Below are 14,214 nucleotides of genomic sequence, written 5' to 3' on the forward strand. Positions count from 1 at the left end.
CACACTGAACCAGAAGGAAGCACCCCCTTGGCCATCCCGTTTCTCCAGGTCGCCCGCGTAGGCGCCTACATCGTCCGCAAGCATCTTTCCGGCCAGAAGCGCTATCCGCTCGCCCTGATGCTCGAACCCCTGTTCCGCTGCAACCTGGCCTGCTCCGGCTGCGGCAAGATCGACTATCCGGACCCCATTCTGAACCAGCGCCTGTCGGTGGCGGAATGCCTGGAAGCCGTGGACGAATGCGGCGCGCCCGTGGTGTCCATCGCCGGCGGCGAGCCGCTGCTGCACAAGGACATGCCGGAGATCGTGCGCGGCATCATCGCCCGCAAGCGCTTTGTCTACCTGTGCACCAACGCGCTGCTGCTGGAAAAGAAGATCGACCAGTACGAGCCGAGCCCGTACTTCGTGTGGTCGATCCACCTGGACGGCGACCGCGAGATGCATGACCACTCGGTCAACCAGGAAGGCGTCTACGACCGCTGCGTCGAAGCCATCCGCATGGCCAAGGAGCGCGGCTTCCGCGTGAACATCAACTGCACGCTGTTCAACGACGCCAAGCCGGACCGCGTGGCCCAGTTCTTCGACTCGGTCAAGGCGATGGGCGTGGACGGCATCACCGTGTCGCCGGGCTACGCCTACGAGCGCGCCCCGGACCAGCAGCACTTCCTGCACCGCGGCAAGACCAAGCAGCTCTTCCGCGACATCCTGGCCCGCGGCAACGCCGGCAAGAACTGGGCGTTCAGCCAGTCGACGATGTTCCTGGACTTCCTGGCCGGCAACCAGACCTACAAGTGCACGCCGTGGGGCAACCCGGCCCGCACGGTGTTCGGCTGGCAGCGTCCGTGCTACCTGGTGGGCGAAGGCTACGTGAAGACGTTCAAGGAACTGATGGAAGGCACCGACTGGGACGCCTACGGGGTTGGCAACTACGAAAAGTGCGCCAACTGCATGGTCCACAGCGGCTTCGAGGCCACGGCCGTGGCCGACACGTTCGCCCACCCGATCAAGGCGCTGGGCGTGAGCCTGCGCGGCGTGAAGACCGACGGCCCGATGGCCCCGGACATCCCGCTGGACAAGCAGCGCCCGGCCGAATACGTGTTCTCGCGCCACGTGGAGATCAAGCTGGCCGAGATCGGCAACCTGAAGAAGGCGCAGGGCAGCCGCGCCGAGAAGGTCCAGGCGACCGCCCAGGTCCACTGATCTGGACGGCCCTCTCCCGCGCTGCGGGAGAGGGCAAAACCCAACCGCCTACCGCGCGTTGTGACTGGTCAGGTACTTGATCAGCCCGTCGATCCCGTCGCGTGCCACGATGTCCGCAAACTGCTTGCGATAAACCTCGATCAGCCACGCACCCATCATGTTGATGTCGTAGATCTTCCAGCCGTCGGCGCCTTTCTGCAGCCGGTAGTCGATCAGCATTTCGTCCCCGTTGTTCAGCACCCGCGTCGCCACGACCGAGTCGTTGGCGTTGCTGCCCGTCTTGGCCGGCTTGTACGAGAACTTGGGGCTCTGCTCGCGCAGTTGCGACAGCGACACGGCATAGCTGCGCACCAGCAACGAAGTGAACTGTTCCTGGAGCGTTTTTTGCTGCTCGGGGGTGGCCTGTTTCCAGGCGTTGCCGACGGCCAGCCGCGTGGTGCGGCCGAAGTCGGTGTAAGGCAGGAATTCACGGCGCACGACTGCGGTAATTTTTGCAAGGTCGCCGGCGCGGGTTTCGGGGTCGGACTTGATCTTCGTGATCACGCCTTCGACAGCCGCCTGCACCAGCTTGTCGGGCGACGCGCTCGCGGTGGCCTGCGCATGGGCGGTGGACACGATGGCCACCATGGCGATGGGCGCGATGATCGCGGCGGGGAGGATTCCGTAACGGTTCATGACTCTTCGGGGCAACACGGCCGGGTTGGCCAGTCGGGCCAGTATATAGCGGATCGCGATGGGATTCGGGCCGCCCCGCGCGTGCGGGTTACCCGCCTCCAACCGCTATACTCCGGGTGCCGCCCGCGCGCCCCCGCCGCTTGCGGGCGTTGAAGATACACAGACACATGATCAGACCGCTGCTGGTTCGCACCGTCAAGTTCGCCACCGTTCACGCCTGGCTCGTGATCGGCATCACCCTGCTGCTCACCGTCGGCTGCGGCGTCTATGCGGCACGCAATTTCGCCATCAATACCGATATCAGCAAGCTGCTAGAATCGGACGCGCCCTGGGCGACCAACGATGCCGCGATCAGCGCCGCCTTTCCGCAGCGCGACAAGATGATCCTGGCCGTCGTGCAGGCCCCGGCCAAGGAACTGGCCGACGCCGCCGCCAACGAGCTGGCCGACGCGCTGCGCCAGCAGCCAAACCGCTTCAAGGCCGTCGGGCAGCCCGGCTCGGGCCCGTTCTTCGAGCGCAACGGCCTGCTGTTCGCCGATACGGCCAGCGTGCACGACATGGCCGACAAGCTCGGCCAGGCGCGCCCGCTGCTCAACAACCTGGCCCACGACCCCACGCTGCGCGGGCTGTCGGACTTGCTGACCACCACGCTGAACCTGCCGCTCCAGTTGGGCCAGGTCAAGCTGTCCGACATGGACAAGCTGCTGGCCGAAAGCGCCCGGACCGTCGATGGCGTGCTGGCCAACAAGCCCGCGGCGCTATCCTGGGCCGGACTCGTCGACGACAGCCTGAAGCCGAATGCCGACGGCCGCGCGTTCAGCTTCGTCACGCTGTCGCCGGTGCTGGATTTCAGCGACCTCAAGGCCGGCTCGGGCGCCAGCGACGCAATCCGCGCCGCCGCCACGCAGCTCAAGCTGGCCGAGCGCTACGAAGCCGTGGTGCGCCTGACCGGCCCGCAGCCGCTGGCCGACGACGAATTCGCCTCGGTCAGCGAAGGCGCCGTGCTCAACGGCGTGCTGACGCTGGTCGTCGTGATTGGCATCCTGTGGATGGCGCTGCGATCCGCGCGCCTGATCACCGCCGTGCTGGTCAGCCTGATCTCGGGCCTGATCATCACCGCCGCGCTGGGCCTGATGATGGTGGGCGCGCTGAACATGATCTCGGTGGCCTTTGCCGTGCTGTTCGTGGGCCTGGGCGTGGACTTCGGCATCCAGTTCGGCGTGCGCTACCGGGCCGAGCGCCACGACCACGGCGACCTGAACGACGCGCTGACGCTGGCCGCCCGCGACGTGGCCGGCCCGCTCACGCTGGCCGCCGCCGCCACGGCCGCCGCGTTCTTCTGCTTCCTGCCCACCGACTACCGCGGCGTGGCCGAGCTGGGCAAGATCGCCGGCGTCGGCATGGTCATCGCCTTCGCCACCACGTTCACGATGCTGCCGGCCCTGATCCGCGTGCTGGCGCCGGGCGGCGAGGCGGAAATGCCTGGCTTCGGCTGGCTGGCCCCGGCCGACGCGTTCTTCGAGCGCCATCGCAAGGGCACGCTGGTCGGCGTGCTGGCCGTGCTGATCGGCGGTTTCCCGCTGCTGCCGCACCTGCGGTTTGACTTCGACCCGCTGCACCTGAAGGACCCCCATTCCGAGTCGATGTCCACGCTGCTGGCGCTCAAGGACGCGCCGCAGGCCGGCACCGACGACGTCAAGGTGCTGGCCCCGACGCTGAAGGATGCCGAGGCCGTGGCCGCCCGGCTCAAGGCCGTGCCCGAGGTGGCCCGCGTGGTCACGCTGAAGACGTTCATCCCGGACGACCAGGCCGCCAAGCTGCCGATCATCGCTGGCATGGCGAAGAACCTGATGCCGGTGCTGACCCAGCAGACCGCCACGCCGGCCACCGACGCGCTGCGGGTGGCGTCGCTGCGCAACGCGTCGCGCCAGTTGTCGCTGGCCGCGCTGGACCACCCCGGCCCGGGCGCCGCGTCGGCCGAGCACCTGTCCCGGTCTCTCAAGCAACTGGCCGATGCCCCGCCCGCCACGCGCGACCGCGCCGAGCGGGCCGTGGCGCTGCCGCTGCGGCTGGCGCTGGCGTCGCTGCAACGGGCGCTGCAGCCGCAGACGATCACCCAGCAGACACTGCCGCCCGAGCTGGTGCGCGACTGGCTGGCCCCGGACGGCCAGGCGCTGGTCAACGTCAGCCCCAGGCTGCCGCCCCCGGGCGCCAAGAACGAAGCCGCCCGGCAGGCCACGCTTGACCGATTCATCGACGTGATGGCGCGCGTGCAGCCGGACGCCACCGGCGGGCCGATCGCGATCAAGGGCTCGGCCGACACGATCATGACCGCGTTCATCCACGCGGGCATCTGGGCCGTCATCTCGATCACCGTCTTGCTCTGGATCACGCTCCGGCGTGTCGGCGACGTGCTGCGGACGCTGATCCCGCTGCTGGTGTCGGGCCTGATCACGCTGGAACTGTGCGTGCTGTTCGGCATCTCGCTGAACTTCGCCAACATCATCGCGCTGCCGCTGCTGCTGGGCATCGGCGTGGCGTTCAAGATCTACTACGTGATTGCGTGGCGCCACGGCAAGACCAAGCTGCTGCAATCGAGCCTGACCCACGCGGTGCTGTACAGCGCGGCCACCACGGCCACGGCGTTCGGCAGCCTCTGGCTGTCGCACCATCCCGGCACGGCCAGCATGGGCAAGCTGCTGGCGCTGTCCCTGGCGTGCACGCTGGCCGGCGCGGTGTTCTTCCAGCCGATCCTGATGGGCCGCCCGCGCCGCGAGCTGCCCGGCCGGCCCGAGCCACTCGGCCCGTCGCTGCCGCCACTCACGGTGGCTACGACCATGGCACAATCTGCCGATAATTCAGCAGGGTCGGAATCCGGCAAACCCCGGCGCTAGTCCGGGCGGCCTGCCGACGCACGCCAGACGGCCACGCCCGGCGCCACGGGGCGCGGCCGTCCTCCATGACAAGAACCGAGAAAGACAGACCGTCTCACCATGCTCTCCCGCCTTACGTCCTTGCGCGCCGCGGCGCCCGTTTCGTCCCGGCTGGCCACCGCGCTGTGCGCGGCATCGCTGACCCTGCTGGCCACCGGCTGCGCCACCGGCCCCAACGCCAACCCGGCCGACCCGCTGGAACCGCTGAACCGGGCCATCTTCACGGTCAACGACAAGGCCGACACCTACGTGGCCCAGCCGCTGGCCAAGGGCTACCAGGCCGTGACGCCGGAACCGGCGCGGCTGGCGGTGACCAACTTCTTCAACAACTTCTCGGACGTCGGCAACTTCGCCAACAACGTGCTCCAGGGCAAGCCCGTGGAAGCCGTGGAAACGATGATGCGGGTGGCCATCAACACGGTGCTGGGCATCGGCGGCCTGATCGACGTGGCCACGGCCGCCGGCATGCCGCGCCATTCCACCGACTTCGGCCTGACGCTGGGCACCTGGGGCGTGCCGTCCGGCCCGTACCTGGTACTGCCGCTGTTCGGCCCCAGCTCGTTCCGCGACGGCGTGGGCGTGGCCGGCAGCATCTTCCTGGACCCGGCGCACTATTTCGACGACGCCTGGCGCTATTCGATGTTCGGCGTGAACCTGATCAACACCCGCGCCAACATGCTGGGCGCCACCGACCTGCTGTCCCAGGCCGCGCTGGACAAGTACGCCTTCGTCCGCGACGCCTACACGCAGCGCCGCCAGTACCTGCTCAGCGGCGGCGGCGACGCCCTGCCGTCCTACGAGGACGACGAGGACACGCCCCCGGCCGACAAGGACGACAAGAAACCCGCCGAAGCCCCGGCCACGCCGGCACCGGCTACCCCCGCAACGCCGGCACCGGCGCCGGGAATGGCCAAGTAGGCGGTCTGGCTTGAGGGGCGGGTATCGCGGTTTGAACGGCTTGCCCTCTCCCCCAGCCCCTCTCCCGCAGGCGGGAGAGGGGAGCTAAAACCCCGCAGCCGGTTCGGGCCGCAGCCTAATCAATTCCACCGTCCGACTCCCCTCTCCCGCATCGCGGGAGAGGGGTTGGGGGAGAGGGCCTAGAGGCTCTGCTTGCCGACCACCCCCAAAAAAACGCCCACGCCGGGGCACGACGTGGGCTGGAAGGCCACGGATGCGGTGTCCGTGGTCCGACAGATCGTAGGCAATTTCTGCACAGGGGATTGCCAACAATTGTGTCGGCAGCGGTCAGCCGGCGCGGTAGCGGAGCGGCAGCCAGATCGAGAACGTTGCGCCCTCGCCCGGGGCGCTGCGCAGCATCACGCGGCCGCCGTGGCGCTCGGCCACGGTCTTCACGAATACGAGTCCCAGCCCGCTGCCCGACGGCGCGTCGGTCGATGGCGCGTGGACGCGGCTGAACGGGCGGAACAGGCGTGCCTGGGCTTCCGGCGCGATGCCGGGGCCCTGGTCGGTCACCTCGATGGCCATGTACGGGCCCAGCTTGCGCAGGCCCACCGTCACCGGGGCGCCGTCCGGGCTGAACTTGATGGCGTTGCTGACCAGGTTGGCGATGGCCCGCACCAGCAGCGCCGGCACGGCGCGCAGCGACACCCCGTCGCCGTCCAGGTCCAGCCGCAGTTCGATGCCGCGCGACTTGGCCAGCGCCCACATCTCGTCCGTGGCATCCAGCACCAGCGCGGTCAGGTCCGCGTCGGCGAACGGCAGGCTTTGCGATTCGGCCTGGGCCAGCCGGATGAAATCGTCGGCCAGCGCCAGCGTGCGGTGGGCGTGCTCGCCGATGCGGCCCAGCAGCTCGGCCTGCGGCAGCGCCCGCTCCGGGCGCGATTGCAGGTCAATCAGCGCCAGGATCGACGCCTGGGGCGAACGCATGTCGTGCGACAGGAAGTGCAGCGTCTGCTCGCGCTGGCGCTCGGCGCGGCGCACGGCCGTGATGTCGACCAGCGTGACGATGACGCCGGCCGGGCGGCCCGTCTCGCCGTGCAGCGGCGCGCCGTGCAGCAGGTAGCGGCGGTCATCCTCGGTGGCCAGCTCCACGCCGTGCGAATCGGATGACGACGTGACCGGCGCGTCGGCGTCCAGCGCGCCGCACAGCGCATCCCAGTACGCCAGCCCCGGGCCGGGCACGGGAAACAGTGTCTCGATCACGTCCGGCAGGCCGGGACGGCCCAGCCCGCCGTAGATGTCCGCGTAGGCGTCGCCGCCCATGCCCGCCGCCGACGGCGGCTGCGGCAGGTCGTTGATGCCCCGCAGCACGGCCGGCACCAGCGCCACGGCGCGGCGGTTGGCCACCAGGATGCCGCCGTCGAGATCGCAGATCACGGTGGCCTCGGGCAGGCTCTCCAGGCCGTCGGACAGGAAGCGCCGCATGTCGCGCAGCCGCGACGTCATGTCGTACACCGCCTGCATGCGGCCGTCCAGCGAATGGTCGACGCGCGCCGGCACGCCCGGCAGCCCCGGCTCGCGCACCAGCCGCGCCAGTTCCTCGGACAGGAACCGCAGCGCGGCCTCCTGGCGCCGCCAGCTCCAGATCGGATAGACGAGCAGGCAGCCGAACACGGCCGCCGACGGCGCGAACCATAGCTGCAGGCTGCCCATGAGCATGATGCTGCCGCCGACCAGCGCGGCCACCAGCACGGCCACGGCCACCAGCGCGTCGCGCGGCGTCAGCATCCAGACGGCCAGCGCCGCCAGCGTCACGGGCACCAGCGTGGCCAGCCAGCGCACCAGCATCGGCACGCGCGCGATGCCCGGGCCGCCGCGCAGCGCCTCGGGCATGTTGGCCACGGCAAAGTCCAGCACGGCCAGGTCGGCCCGCTCGAAGCCGTTGAAGCGCACCACCAGCGTGGTCAGCACGATGACGGCGGCCAGCATCAGCACCCATTCCACGCGGGTGCGGCGATGGAAGACGACGGCGGCCGGATCGGCGGGGGCGCGGCGGGCCATCACCGCCCGGCGCTCCCGGCGGCGGCGCCGCGGCTAGGCATCGGTGGCATCGGTAGCATCGGTGGCACCGGCGGCCTCGAACCGATAGCCGTGCGAGTAGACCGAGCTGAGCCGCACGCCGTTCTCGGGCCGCAGCGCCAGCTTGATGCGCAGCCGCGACACGTGGGTGTCGAGCGTGCGCGAGCCGGCATCCATCGCCCGGCCCCAGACGGCCTGCTCGATCACCTCGCGCGACATCAGCCGGCCGATATTGCGGAACAGGAACAGCGCCAGGTCGAACTCGCGCGGCGACAGGTCGGCCAGTTGGCCGTCCACTGCGACGGTGCGGCGCCGGGCATCCACCACGTAGTGGCCCTGGCGGATCAGCTCGTCGTCGTGCATGGCCTCCGGATACGCCCGGCGCAGCAGCGCGCGCACGCGGGCGATGAACTCGGCCGGGCGCAGCGGCTTGGCCAGGTAGTCGTCGGCGCCCACGCTCAGGCCCGCGACGATGTCGGCCTCGTCGATCCGGCTGGTCAGGAACAGGATGGGCGGCAGGCGGCCCGAGTGCTGGCGCACCCAGCTCACCAGCTCGTAGCCGCTGGTATCGGGCAGTTGCCAGTCCATCAGCACCAGGTCGAACGCCTGGTCGCGCAGCGCGCGCAGGAACGCGGCGCCCGTGGCAAAGCTCGTGCAGCGGTAGCCCGCCTCTTCGAGCAGTTGCCGGATCTGGTCGGCCTGTGCGGGATCGTCCTCGACTGAGGCAATTCTCATCTACTTCCCTCTGGTGACTGCGGCCGGTGTCTGGCGCGGCGGCGTCATGTTACCGAAACGCGCCATGGCGCGTCGAGGCTACATTGGAGGGGGGCCACCCATGCGGGTGTTGCAGGCGCGCCGCAGACTGCCGCCTGGACGGCGCGCGCCTTGCGGGCGTAATGAAAACCTGAGCCGCCATGCGCGGATGGCGCATGGCGGAGCGGCGGCACCGGCACATGGCCGGCCCGGCCTATTGCAGCATGTACGTCTCGTATTCCAGCCGGTCGAGCTTGCGGTCCAGCAGGTACAGCGCCAGCGCCACCACGATCAGCAGCGACACTGCGAAGCCGTAGCCGTACCAGGCCGGCCCCAGCGACAGCGTCAGCCGGGTCAGCGCGAAGTTCAGCACCACGAACGTACCCGTCAGCAGCAGCACCTCGCGCCGGCGGTCCAGGTAGAAGTAGATGTTCAGCACGCCCAGCAGCACCACCTGCAGGCTGGCGCCGATCACGTCCACGTACAGCAGCGGCAGATACAGCTCGGAGATGCCCAGCAGCCGCAGCAGCCAGCCGCCCACCACGAACAGCAGCAGCGACGCGATGGCCTGCACCTTGACGATCTCGTACAGCCCCAGCCGGATGGTCTGGACCATCGTGTTGCGCATGTCCTCGATGTGCTCCAGCGAGCTGCCGCCGCGCACCGCGTTGTAGAACGCGTCGTAGTACTCGACGAAGTCGGTCTCGATCCGCACCAGGAACACGGCCATGCCCGGGATGATCGCCAGGTAGGCCAGGAACACCGGGATGTCGTAGATGATCGACGCATGCAGCGGCCCGATCACGGGCTGGCCCGTGGACGGCGCGTACCAGAACATGAACTTGTCGATCCAGATGCCCAGGTTGTAGAACAGGCCGATGGCCACCAGGCTCGGGTAGGCGTAGCGGCGCTGGAAGACCTCGAACGACATGAACCGGTGGCTCGTGTAGTTGCGGTAGATCAGCGTGATCATGCCCACCAGCAGGCAAAGCTGGCCGAACACGAAGCCGCCCAGCAGCCCTTCCAGCCCGTGCGTGCGCAGCGCCAGCGCCGTGAGCACCGTGATCGTGTAGCCCACGGCGAACGTCCAGACGATGGCCTTGTACTGCTTCATGCCCGACAGGAAGATGGCTGCGATCCAGATGTTGCTCATGATGACGAAGCCGGCAATCATCAGCAGCCGGTACAGCACCGACTGGTCGTCGAACGCCCACACCGCGCAGGCCAGGCCGATGGCGCCGGCCAGCCCGGTGCACAGCAGCGCCACCGCGTGGTAGTTCGACAGCACCATGTCCGCGCGCTTCTCGAACAGGCGGTCGGACGTGAAGCGCGTGAACGACAGCTGCATCGGCCCGGTCAGTATCAGGCTGCACGCGATCAGGTACGTGACCGACACCTGGAACTGCGTGATCAGCGCCCCCGGCACGACCCAGCCGATCGACATCATGCCGATCAGCAGGATGCCCAGGATCGACAGCACCCACGGGCCCGAGCTGATGACGCCCGCGTAGGCGTAGGCGCTGAGCATGCCCGACAGGCTGTCCCGCCGGAGCATCTTGCGAAGTTCGAATCCAATGCCGGCCATGTCAGCGTCCTCCCCCGTGCACCGGGCACTTCGCGGGGCTGGCGCCACGCTCGCGGCGCGCGCCGTCGGGCATCGCCATCAGGTCCGTATAGAGCGTGCGGTAGCTGCCCACCATCTGTTCCTGCGTGTAGTACTTCTCCACCCGCGCGATGCCCGATGCCTGGGCCGCCTGCCAGCGCTGCGGATGCTGCAGCAGCCCCAGCGCGGCGGTGGCCAGCGCGGCCGGATCGGCAATGCGCACCACGTCGCCGGCCGCGCCCAGCGCGGCGTCCTCGCCGGGCAGGCCGTAGACCAGCTCGCTGCACGAGCCCACGTCCGTCGTCACGCACGGCACGCCGGCTGCAAAGCCTTCCAGCACCACCAGCGGCAGCGCCTCGGAGATCGAGCTCAGGATCAGCACGCCCACCTTCGGCAGCAGGTCGTCGATCTTCTGGAAGCCCAGGAACCTGACCTTGTCGCCCAGCCCCAGGCTCTCGGCCAGGCTGCGGCATTCGCGCGCGTACTCGGGGTCCTCGTCCTCCGGCCCGGCAATCCAGCCCTCGGCGTCGGGGTACTCGCGCACCACGGTCAGCATGGCGCGGATGAAGGTCTTGATGTCCTTGATCGGCACCACGCGGCCGATCAGGCACAGCACGGGTGGCACGCCGGGCGCGCGCCTGTCGCGCAGGGCGGCCAGGCGCGGCAGGTTGATGCCGTTCGGGATATTGCGCGTGCGCTCGGCCAGCGCGCCGTCCAGCACCTGGCGACGCCGGTTGCCCTCGTAGAGCGCGGTGATCTCGTCGCCGGCCTCGTAGCAGACCCGGCCGAGCGTCTCGAAGAACCGCACCCACAGCTCGCGGAAGTAGCTGATCTGGGAAATGTCGCGCTCGAAGATGTTCCGGTTGTCGCGGATCCACTGGCTCTGGAACAGGTCGATCTTGCGTTCCTTGGTGTAGATGCCGTGCTCGGACACCAGCAGCGGCCGGCCGTTGCGGTGGCGCAGCATCGCGCCCAGAAAGCCCGCGTAGCCGGTGGACACCGTGTGGTAGACCCTGGCCGGGATCAGCCCGTCGGCAATCCGCACAAGCTGCCACAGCGGCTTGTGCATGATGCGGATGGTCCAGAAGTAGTCGGTGAACGACGGGTCCGTGCAGAACTGGCGGTACTGGTCCGTGATGGTGTCCCAGGCGCGCTTGCTGTACAGGAACGCGTCCTCGGACAGCGCCCCGCCCTCGCGCAGTTGCGGCATCAGCTCGCGGATCAGCGCGCCGGCCTCGGCCTCGCGGCCCGGCTGGCGCAGCAGTTCGTGCAGCGCGTCGGACTTGTCGAACGCGCGCGCGTCGCCGGCCGTGCCGTGTACCAGCGGCGGCGGCGGGAAGTCGTACAGGAAATGGGTTTCCAGGTGCACCACGTTGTCGGGCAACGGGTAGGCCATGTCGCCATAGTCCTCGCGGCGGCTGCCGATGAAGACGATGCCGAAGCGGATATCGGGAAACGCGCGGATCATCTGGTTGACCCAGCTCGACACGCCCCCGCTTACATACGGGAACGTGCCTTCGAGCAGCAGCATGACGTCGGCAGACGTTCCCTTGACCAGAATTTCGCTCATGATTGCCAGTACCGCAGCAGGGGCCGCACCAGCGGGAGCGGCGAAGGACTGTCGAAAGCCGCCATCAGGCGGCGCACCGCGGCATAGTCGCGTTCCAGGTAGGCGGCCTCGGCCAGCAGCGGCAGCACGCGCTCCCGGGCAAAGCCCAGCGCCTCGGCTCGGCCGAGGAAGTCGCGGGCCTCGCCCGGCGCGTTGCGCGACAGCGCCAGCCGGCCGCGCATGTACCACAGCGCGGCATTGCCGTCGTCGATCTCCAGCGCGGCGCTGGCGTAGCGCTCCACCTGGCTGGCCGTGTAGCGGTAGACGTCGCCCTGCACCAGGTTCTGGTAGATCAGTTCCCAGTACAGGTCCGCCAGCCGCTTGTTGATTTCCAGCCGGGCCTGCGGTGTGTCGGCCGCCTGCAGGCGCGGCAGTTCGGCCAGGATCTTCTGCGTCAGCTGCTTCTCGGCGCCATCGAGCATGCCGTAGGCCAGCAGCCGGATGTCGTCGGTGCTGTCGGCCAGCAGCTCGCGCAGCACCGGGCTGGCCGTGCGCGTGGGCATCGACTGCATCGCCACCAGCGCGGTCATCCGTTCCGGCAGCGGCGCGCGCGTATTGCCAAGCTGCGCGCGCAGCCGGGCGCCGCCGCCGTGCGTGACACGCTGGATCAGGTGCGTGACGAACTCGGGCAGCGCGATCGACGCAATGCCGGAACTGTCACGCTGCTTCGGGAACAGCTTCGAGAACAGCAGGCTGCCCAGGCACACCAGCGCGCCGCCCAGCGGCACGAAGAAGCAGAACGCGGCCAGGTAGGCGTAGCTCCACGCAAACGGCGTGCGGAAGCGGCGCGGCAGCAGGCGCCACAGCGCCAGGCCCAGCAGCGCCGCGGCCACGGCCTGCAGGCCCAGGAACGACAGCAGCAGCGGCAGGCCCGTATCGCCCCGGAACAGCAGGTACAGGGCCGCGATCTGGATGGCGGTGCCGCCGATGGTCAGCTTGCCCATGCGTCAGCCCGCCTGCGTCTGGCCGGCGGCCGGCGCGGGGCCGGCACCGGGCGTGGCCGCCGCCACCTGGTCCGGCGCGATGCCGTCCAGATGGCAGCGATGCAGCAGCCGCACCAGCGCTTCCTCGGCGCCGGCGGCCGGCACCGGCAGCGTGTACACGCCGATGTGCGCGGTGGCGAAGTCGTTGCCGAACTGGGCGCGCAGCATGTCCTCGATCCGCACCAGGTAGGCCGACACGGCCTGGCTGTCCGACAGCGGCATCAGCGTCAGCATTGCCCGCTGATGGGCGCCGCGCGCGGGCCAGGCCACGTCCAGCGCCCGGCGGCTGCGCACCACCTGTTCGAACAGCGCGTCGCGCGCCTCGTCCAGGTCGAACACCAGCGCCACCACCGAACTCTGGATGCCGGTCTCTCGGCGCAGGCGCGACAGCCGCGCGTAGTCCAGCGCGAACGCGTACGGAATGGCCGGTGCCAGTTCCTGGATGCCGTGCGTGGCCTCGGCGTGCTCCACGCCGTCGGCGTAATAGCCCATCAGCACCATCAGGAGCTGCAAGTTTTCATAGGTCAGCGACAGGAACGGCATGCGCTCGACGACCAGCACGCCGATCAGGCGGTCGGACCCGGCCAGCACCGGCGCCACGGCCACGTAGCGCGTCTCGGCGTCGTCCTGCAGGCCGGCGGTGCGCAGGTGCGCCAGTTCGCGCGTGTCGATGCAGTGGCGCACCAGCGGGTCGTTCACGTCGAGCGTGAAGCCCGGGCCGATGGCTGCCACGGCATCGGGCAGCACCGTATCGCCCTGGCAGGCATACAGCGCCGCGCCTTCCACCTGGCACGCCTGCGCCACCACCTGCAGCATCGGCTGCGCGCCGGCCAGCCGCTCGGTGCGGGCAACCCGTCCGGCGTCCTGCAGCGCCACGGCACGCAGCTGCGACAGCGTGTCGCGCAGCGTGGTCGGGCGGGCCAGCAGGTCGTTTTCCAGCCGCGCGTGCGAGATGCGCAGCAGGTAGTGGTTCTTGGTCAGCGCCGACAGCCGCTCGTCCAGGTAGCGATTGACGGCCCGGGCCCGCGCCAGGCGGGTGTTCCAGACGTCGCCGAACTGCCCGGCCACCAGCACCAGCAGCAGGCCACCCAGGAAGAACATGCGCGGAAACGCCTCGTGGTGCGCGCCCATGCCGTCAAAGAAGAACCAGCCGCCCAGCAGCATCAGCACGGCGCCCACGCCCAGCAGCGTGCCGTAGCGCAGCGCCAGGATCACCGGCAGCAGCCATGCCCACGGAAAGCCCAGCCCCAGCAGCAGCGGGTTCTGCGGCAGGACCACCCAGGCGATGGCCATCGCCGCCACCATCACGACGATCATTTCCAGCACGGCCACCGCCCCGCCTCCCGCGGGGGCCAGCCAGCGCGCATAGCGCCCGCCCAGGCTGATGCCCTGCCCCTTGCGAGCCGTCTGGCGCGTTTTTTCCGCGGTGTGTGCCACGCTTGTCACCCGTCCTTGTTTTCCACTCGATTCCATCCGGGCCGT

General features: G+C 69.3%; 10 protein-coding genes. 3 read left to right on the forward strand and 7 right to left on the reverse strand.

The annotated features are described in order from the left end of the window. Positions 1–27: 27 nt before the first annotated feature. Positions 28–1,197 carry an adenosyl-hopene transferase HpnH gene (gene hpnH / locus EHF44_RS19180; RefSeq protein ID WP_124685331.1) on the forward strand — a complete coding sequence of 390 codons (1,170 nt, stop codon included), beginning with the start codon at positions 28–30 and terminating at the stop codon, positions 1,195–1,197. A 48-nt stretch (positions 1,198–1,245) separates the two neighbouring features. On the opposite strand, the gene EHF44_RS19185 is transcribed toward hpnH, so the two are convergent. Beyond that, positions 1,246–1,872, reverse strand: coding sequence for an MlaC/ttg2D family ABC transporter substrate-binding protein (locus EHF44_RS19185; protein ID WP_124685332.1), 627 nt, complete (start codon positions 1,870–1,872; stop codon positions 1,246–1,248). Between the two features lie 167 nt (positions 1,873–2,039). On the opposite strand from EHF44_RS19185, the gene EHF44_RS19190 reads away from it, so the two are divergent. Both EHF44_RS19190 and EHF44_RS19195 read left to right on the forward strand, forming a co-directional pair. Beyond that, positions 2,040–4,766 carry an MMPL family transporter gene (locus tag EHF44_RS19190; RefSeq protein WP_124685333.1) on the forward strand — a complete coding sequence of 909 codons (2,727 nt, stop codon included), beginning with the start codon at positions 2,040–2,042 and terminating at the stop codon, positions 4,764–4,766. A gap of 99 nt (positions 4,767–4,865) precedes the next feature. Continuing rightward, on the forward strand, positions 4,866–5,723 hold the full coding sequence (locus tag EHF44_RS19195; protein WP_124685334.1) for an MlaA family lipoprotein: 858 nt from the start codon (positions 4,866–4,868) through the stop codon (positions 5,721–5,723). 327 nt (positions 5,724–6,050) lie between these two features. On the opposite strand, the gene EHF44_RS19200 is transcribed toward EHF44_RS19195, so the two are convergent. The 6 genes from EHF44_RS19200 to EHF44_RS19225 all read right to left on the reverse strand — a co-directional run bounded on the left by EHF44_RS19200 (position 6,051) and on the right by EHF44_RS19225 (position 14,205). Next, entirely contained in the window at positions 6,051–7,766 is a 1,716-nt protein-coding gene (locus EHF44_RS19200) for a sensor histidine kinase (protein ID WP_124685335.1), read from the reverse strand. A gap of 33 nt (positions 7,767–7,799) precedes the next feature. Further along, positions 7,800–8,519: a response regulator transcription factor gene (locus tag EHF44_RS19205; protein WP_124685336.1), complete on the reverse strand. Its 720-nt coding sequence runs from the start codon at positions 8,517–8,519 to the stop codon at positions 7,800–7,802. A 232-nt stretch (positions 8,520–8,751) separates the two neighbouring features. Beyond that, positions 8,752–10,122 (reverse strand): exopolysaccharide Pel transporter PelG, encoded by a 1,371-nt coding sequence (pelG, locus tag EHF44_RS19210; RefSeq protein ID WP_124685337.1) that lies wholly within the window; start codon positions 10,120–10,122, stop codon positions 8,752–8,754. Position 10,123: 1 nt separating this feature from the next. Further along, the gene (gene pelF / locus EHF44_RS19215; RefSeq protein WP_124685338.1) at positions 10,124–11,710 is read right to left on the reverse strand and encodes a GT4 family glycosyltransferase PelF; all 1,587 of its coding nucleotides are present in this window, start codon (positions 11,708–11,710) and stop codon (positions 10,124–10,126) included. Further along, the gene (locus EHF44_RS19220; RefSeq protein WP_124685339.1) at positions 11,707–12,693 is read right to left on the reverse strand and encodes a tetratricopeptide repeat protein; all 987 of its coding nucleotides are present in this window, start codon (positions 12,691–12,693) and stop codon (positions 11,707–11,709) included. The genes pelF and EHF44_RS19220 overlap by 4 nt, the downstream gene beginning before the upstream one ends. 3 nt (positions 12,694–12,696) lie before the next feature. Continuing rightward, positions 12,697–14,205, reverse strand: coding sequence for a PelD GGDEF domain-containing protein (locus EHF44_RS19225; protein WP_124685340.1), 1,509 nt, complete (start codon positions 14,203–14,205; stop codon positions 12,697–12,699). Positions 14,206–14,214 lie beyond the last annotated feature (9 nt).

The sequence above is a fragment of the Cupriavidus pauculus genome (assembly GCF_003854935.1).
GTDB classification, from domain to species: domain Bacteria; phylum Pseudomonadota; class Gammaproteobacteria; order Burkholderiales; family Burkholderiaceae; genus Cupriavidus; species Cupriavidus pauculus_C.

What these genes read in the sequence shown, in the direction of transcription:
- EHF44_RS19185 (WP_124685332.1), bottom strand. Translation starts at nt 1,872, where the DNA reads ATGAACCGTTACGGAATCCTCCCCGCCGCGATCATCGCGCCCATCGCC.
- EHF44_RS19190 (WP_124685333.1), top strand. Translation starts at nt 2,040, where the DNA reads ATGATCAGACCGCTGCTGGTTCGCACCGTCAAGTTCGCCACCGTTCAC.
- EHF44_RS19195 (WP_124685334.1), top strand. Translation starts at nt 4,866, where the DNA reads ATGCTCTCCCGCCTTACGTCCTTGCGCGCCGCGGCGCCCGTTTCGTCC.
- EHF44_RS19200 (WP_124685335.1), bottom strand. Translation starts at nt 7,766, where the DNA reads ATGGCCCGCCGCGCCCCCGCCGATCCGGCCGCCGTCGTCTTCCATCGC.
- EHF44_RS19205 (WP_124685336.1), bottom strand. Translation starts at nt 8,519, where the DNA reads ATGAGAATTGCCTCAGTCGAGGACGATCCCGCACAGGCCGACCAGATC.
- pelG (WP_124685337.1), bottom strand. Translation starts at nt 10,122, where the DNA reads ATGGCCGGCATTGGATTCGAACTTCGCAAGATGCTCCGGCGGGACAGC.
- pelF (WP_124685338.1), bottom strand. Translation starts at nt 11,710, where the DNA reads ATGAGCGAAATTCTGGTCAAGGGAACGTCTGCCGACGTCATGCTGCTG.
- EHF44_RS19220 (WP_124685339.1), bottom strand. Translation starts at nt 12,693, where the DNA reads ATGGGCAAGCTGACCATCGGCGGCACCGCCATCCAGATCGCGGCCCTG.
- EHF44_RS19225 (WP_124685340.1), bottom strand. Translation starts at nt 14,205, where the DNA reads ATGGAATCGAGTGGAAAACAAGGACGGGTGACAAGCGTGGCACACACC.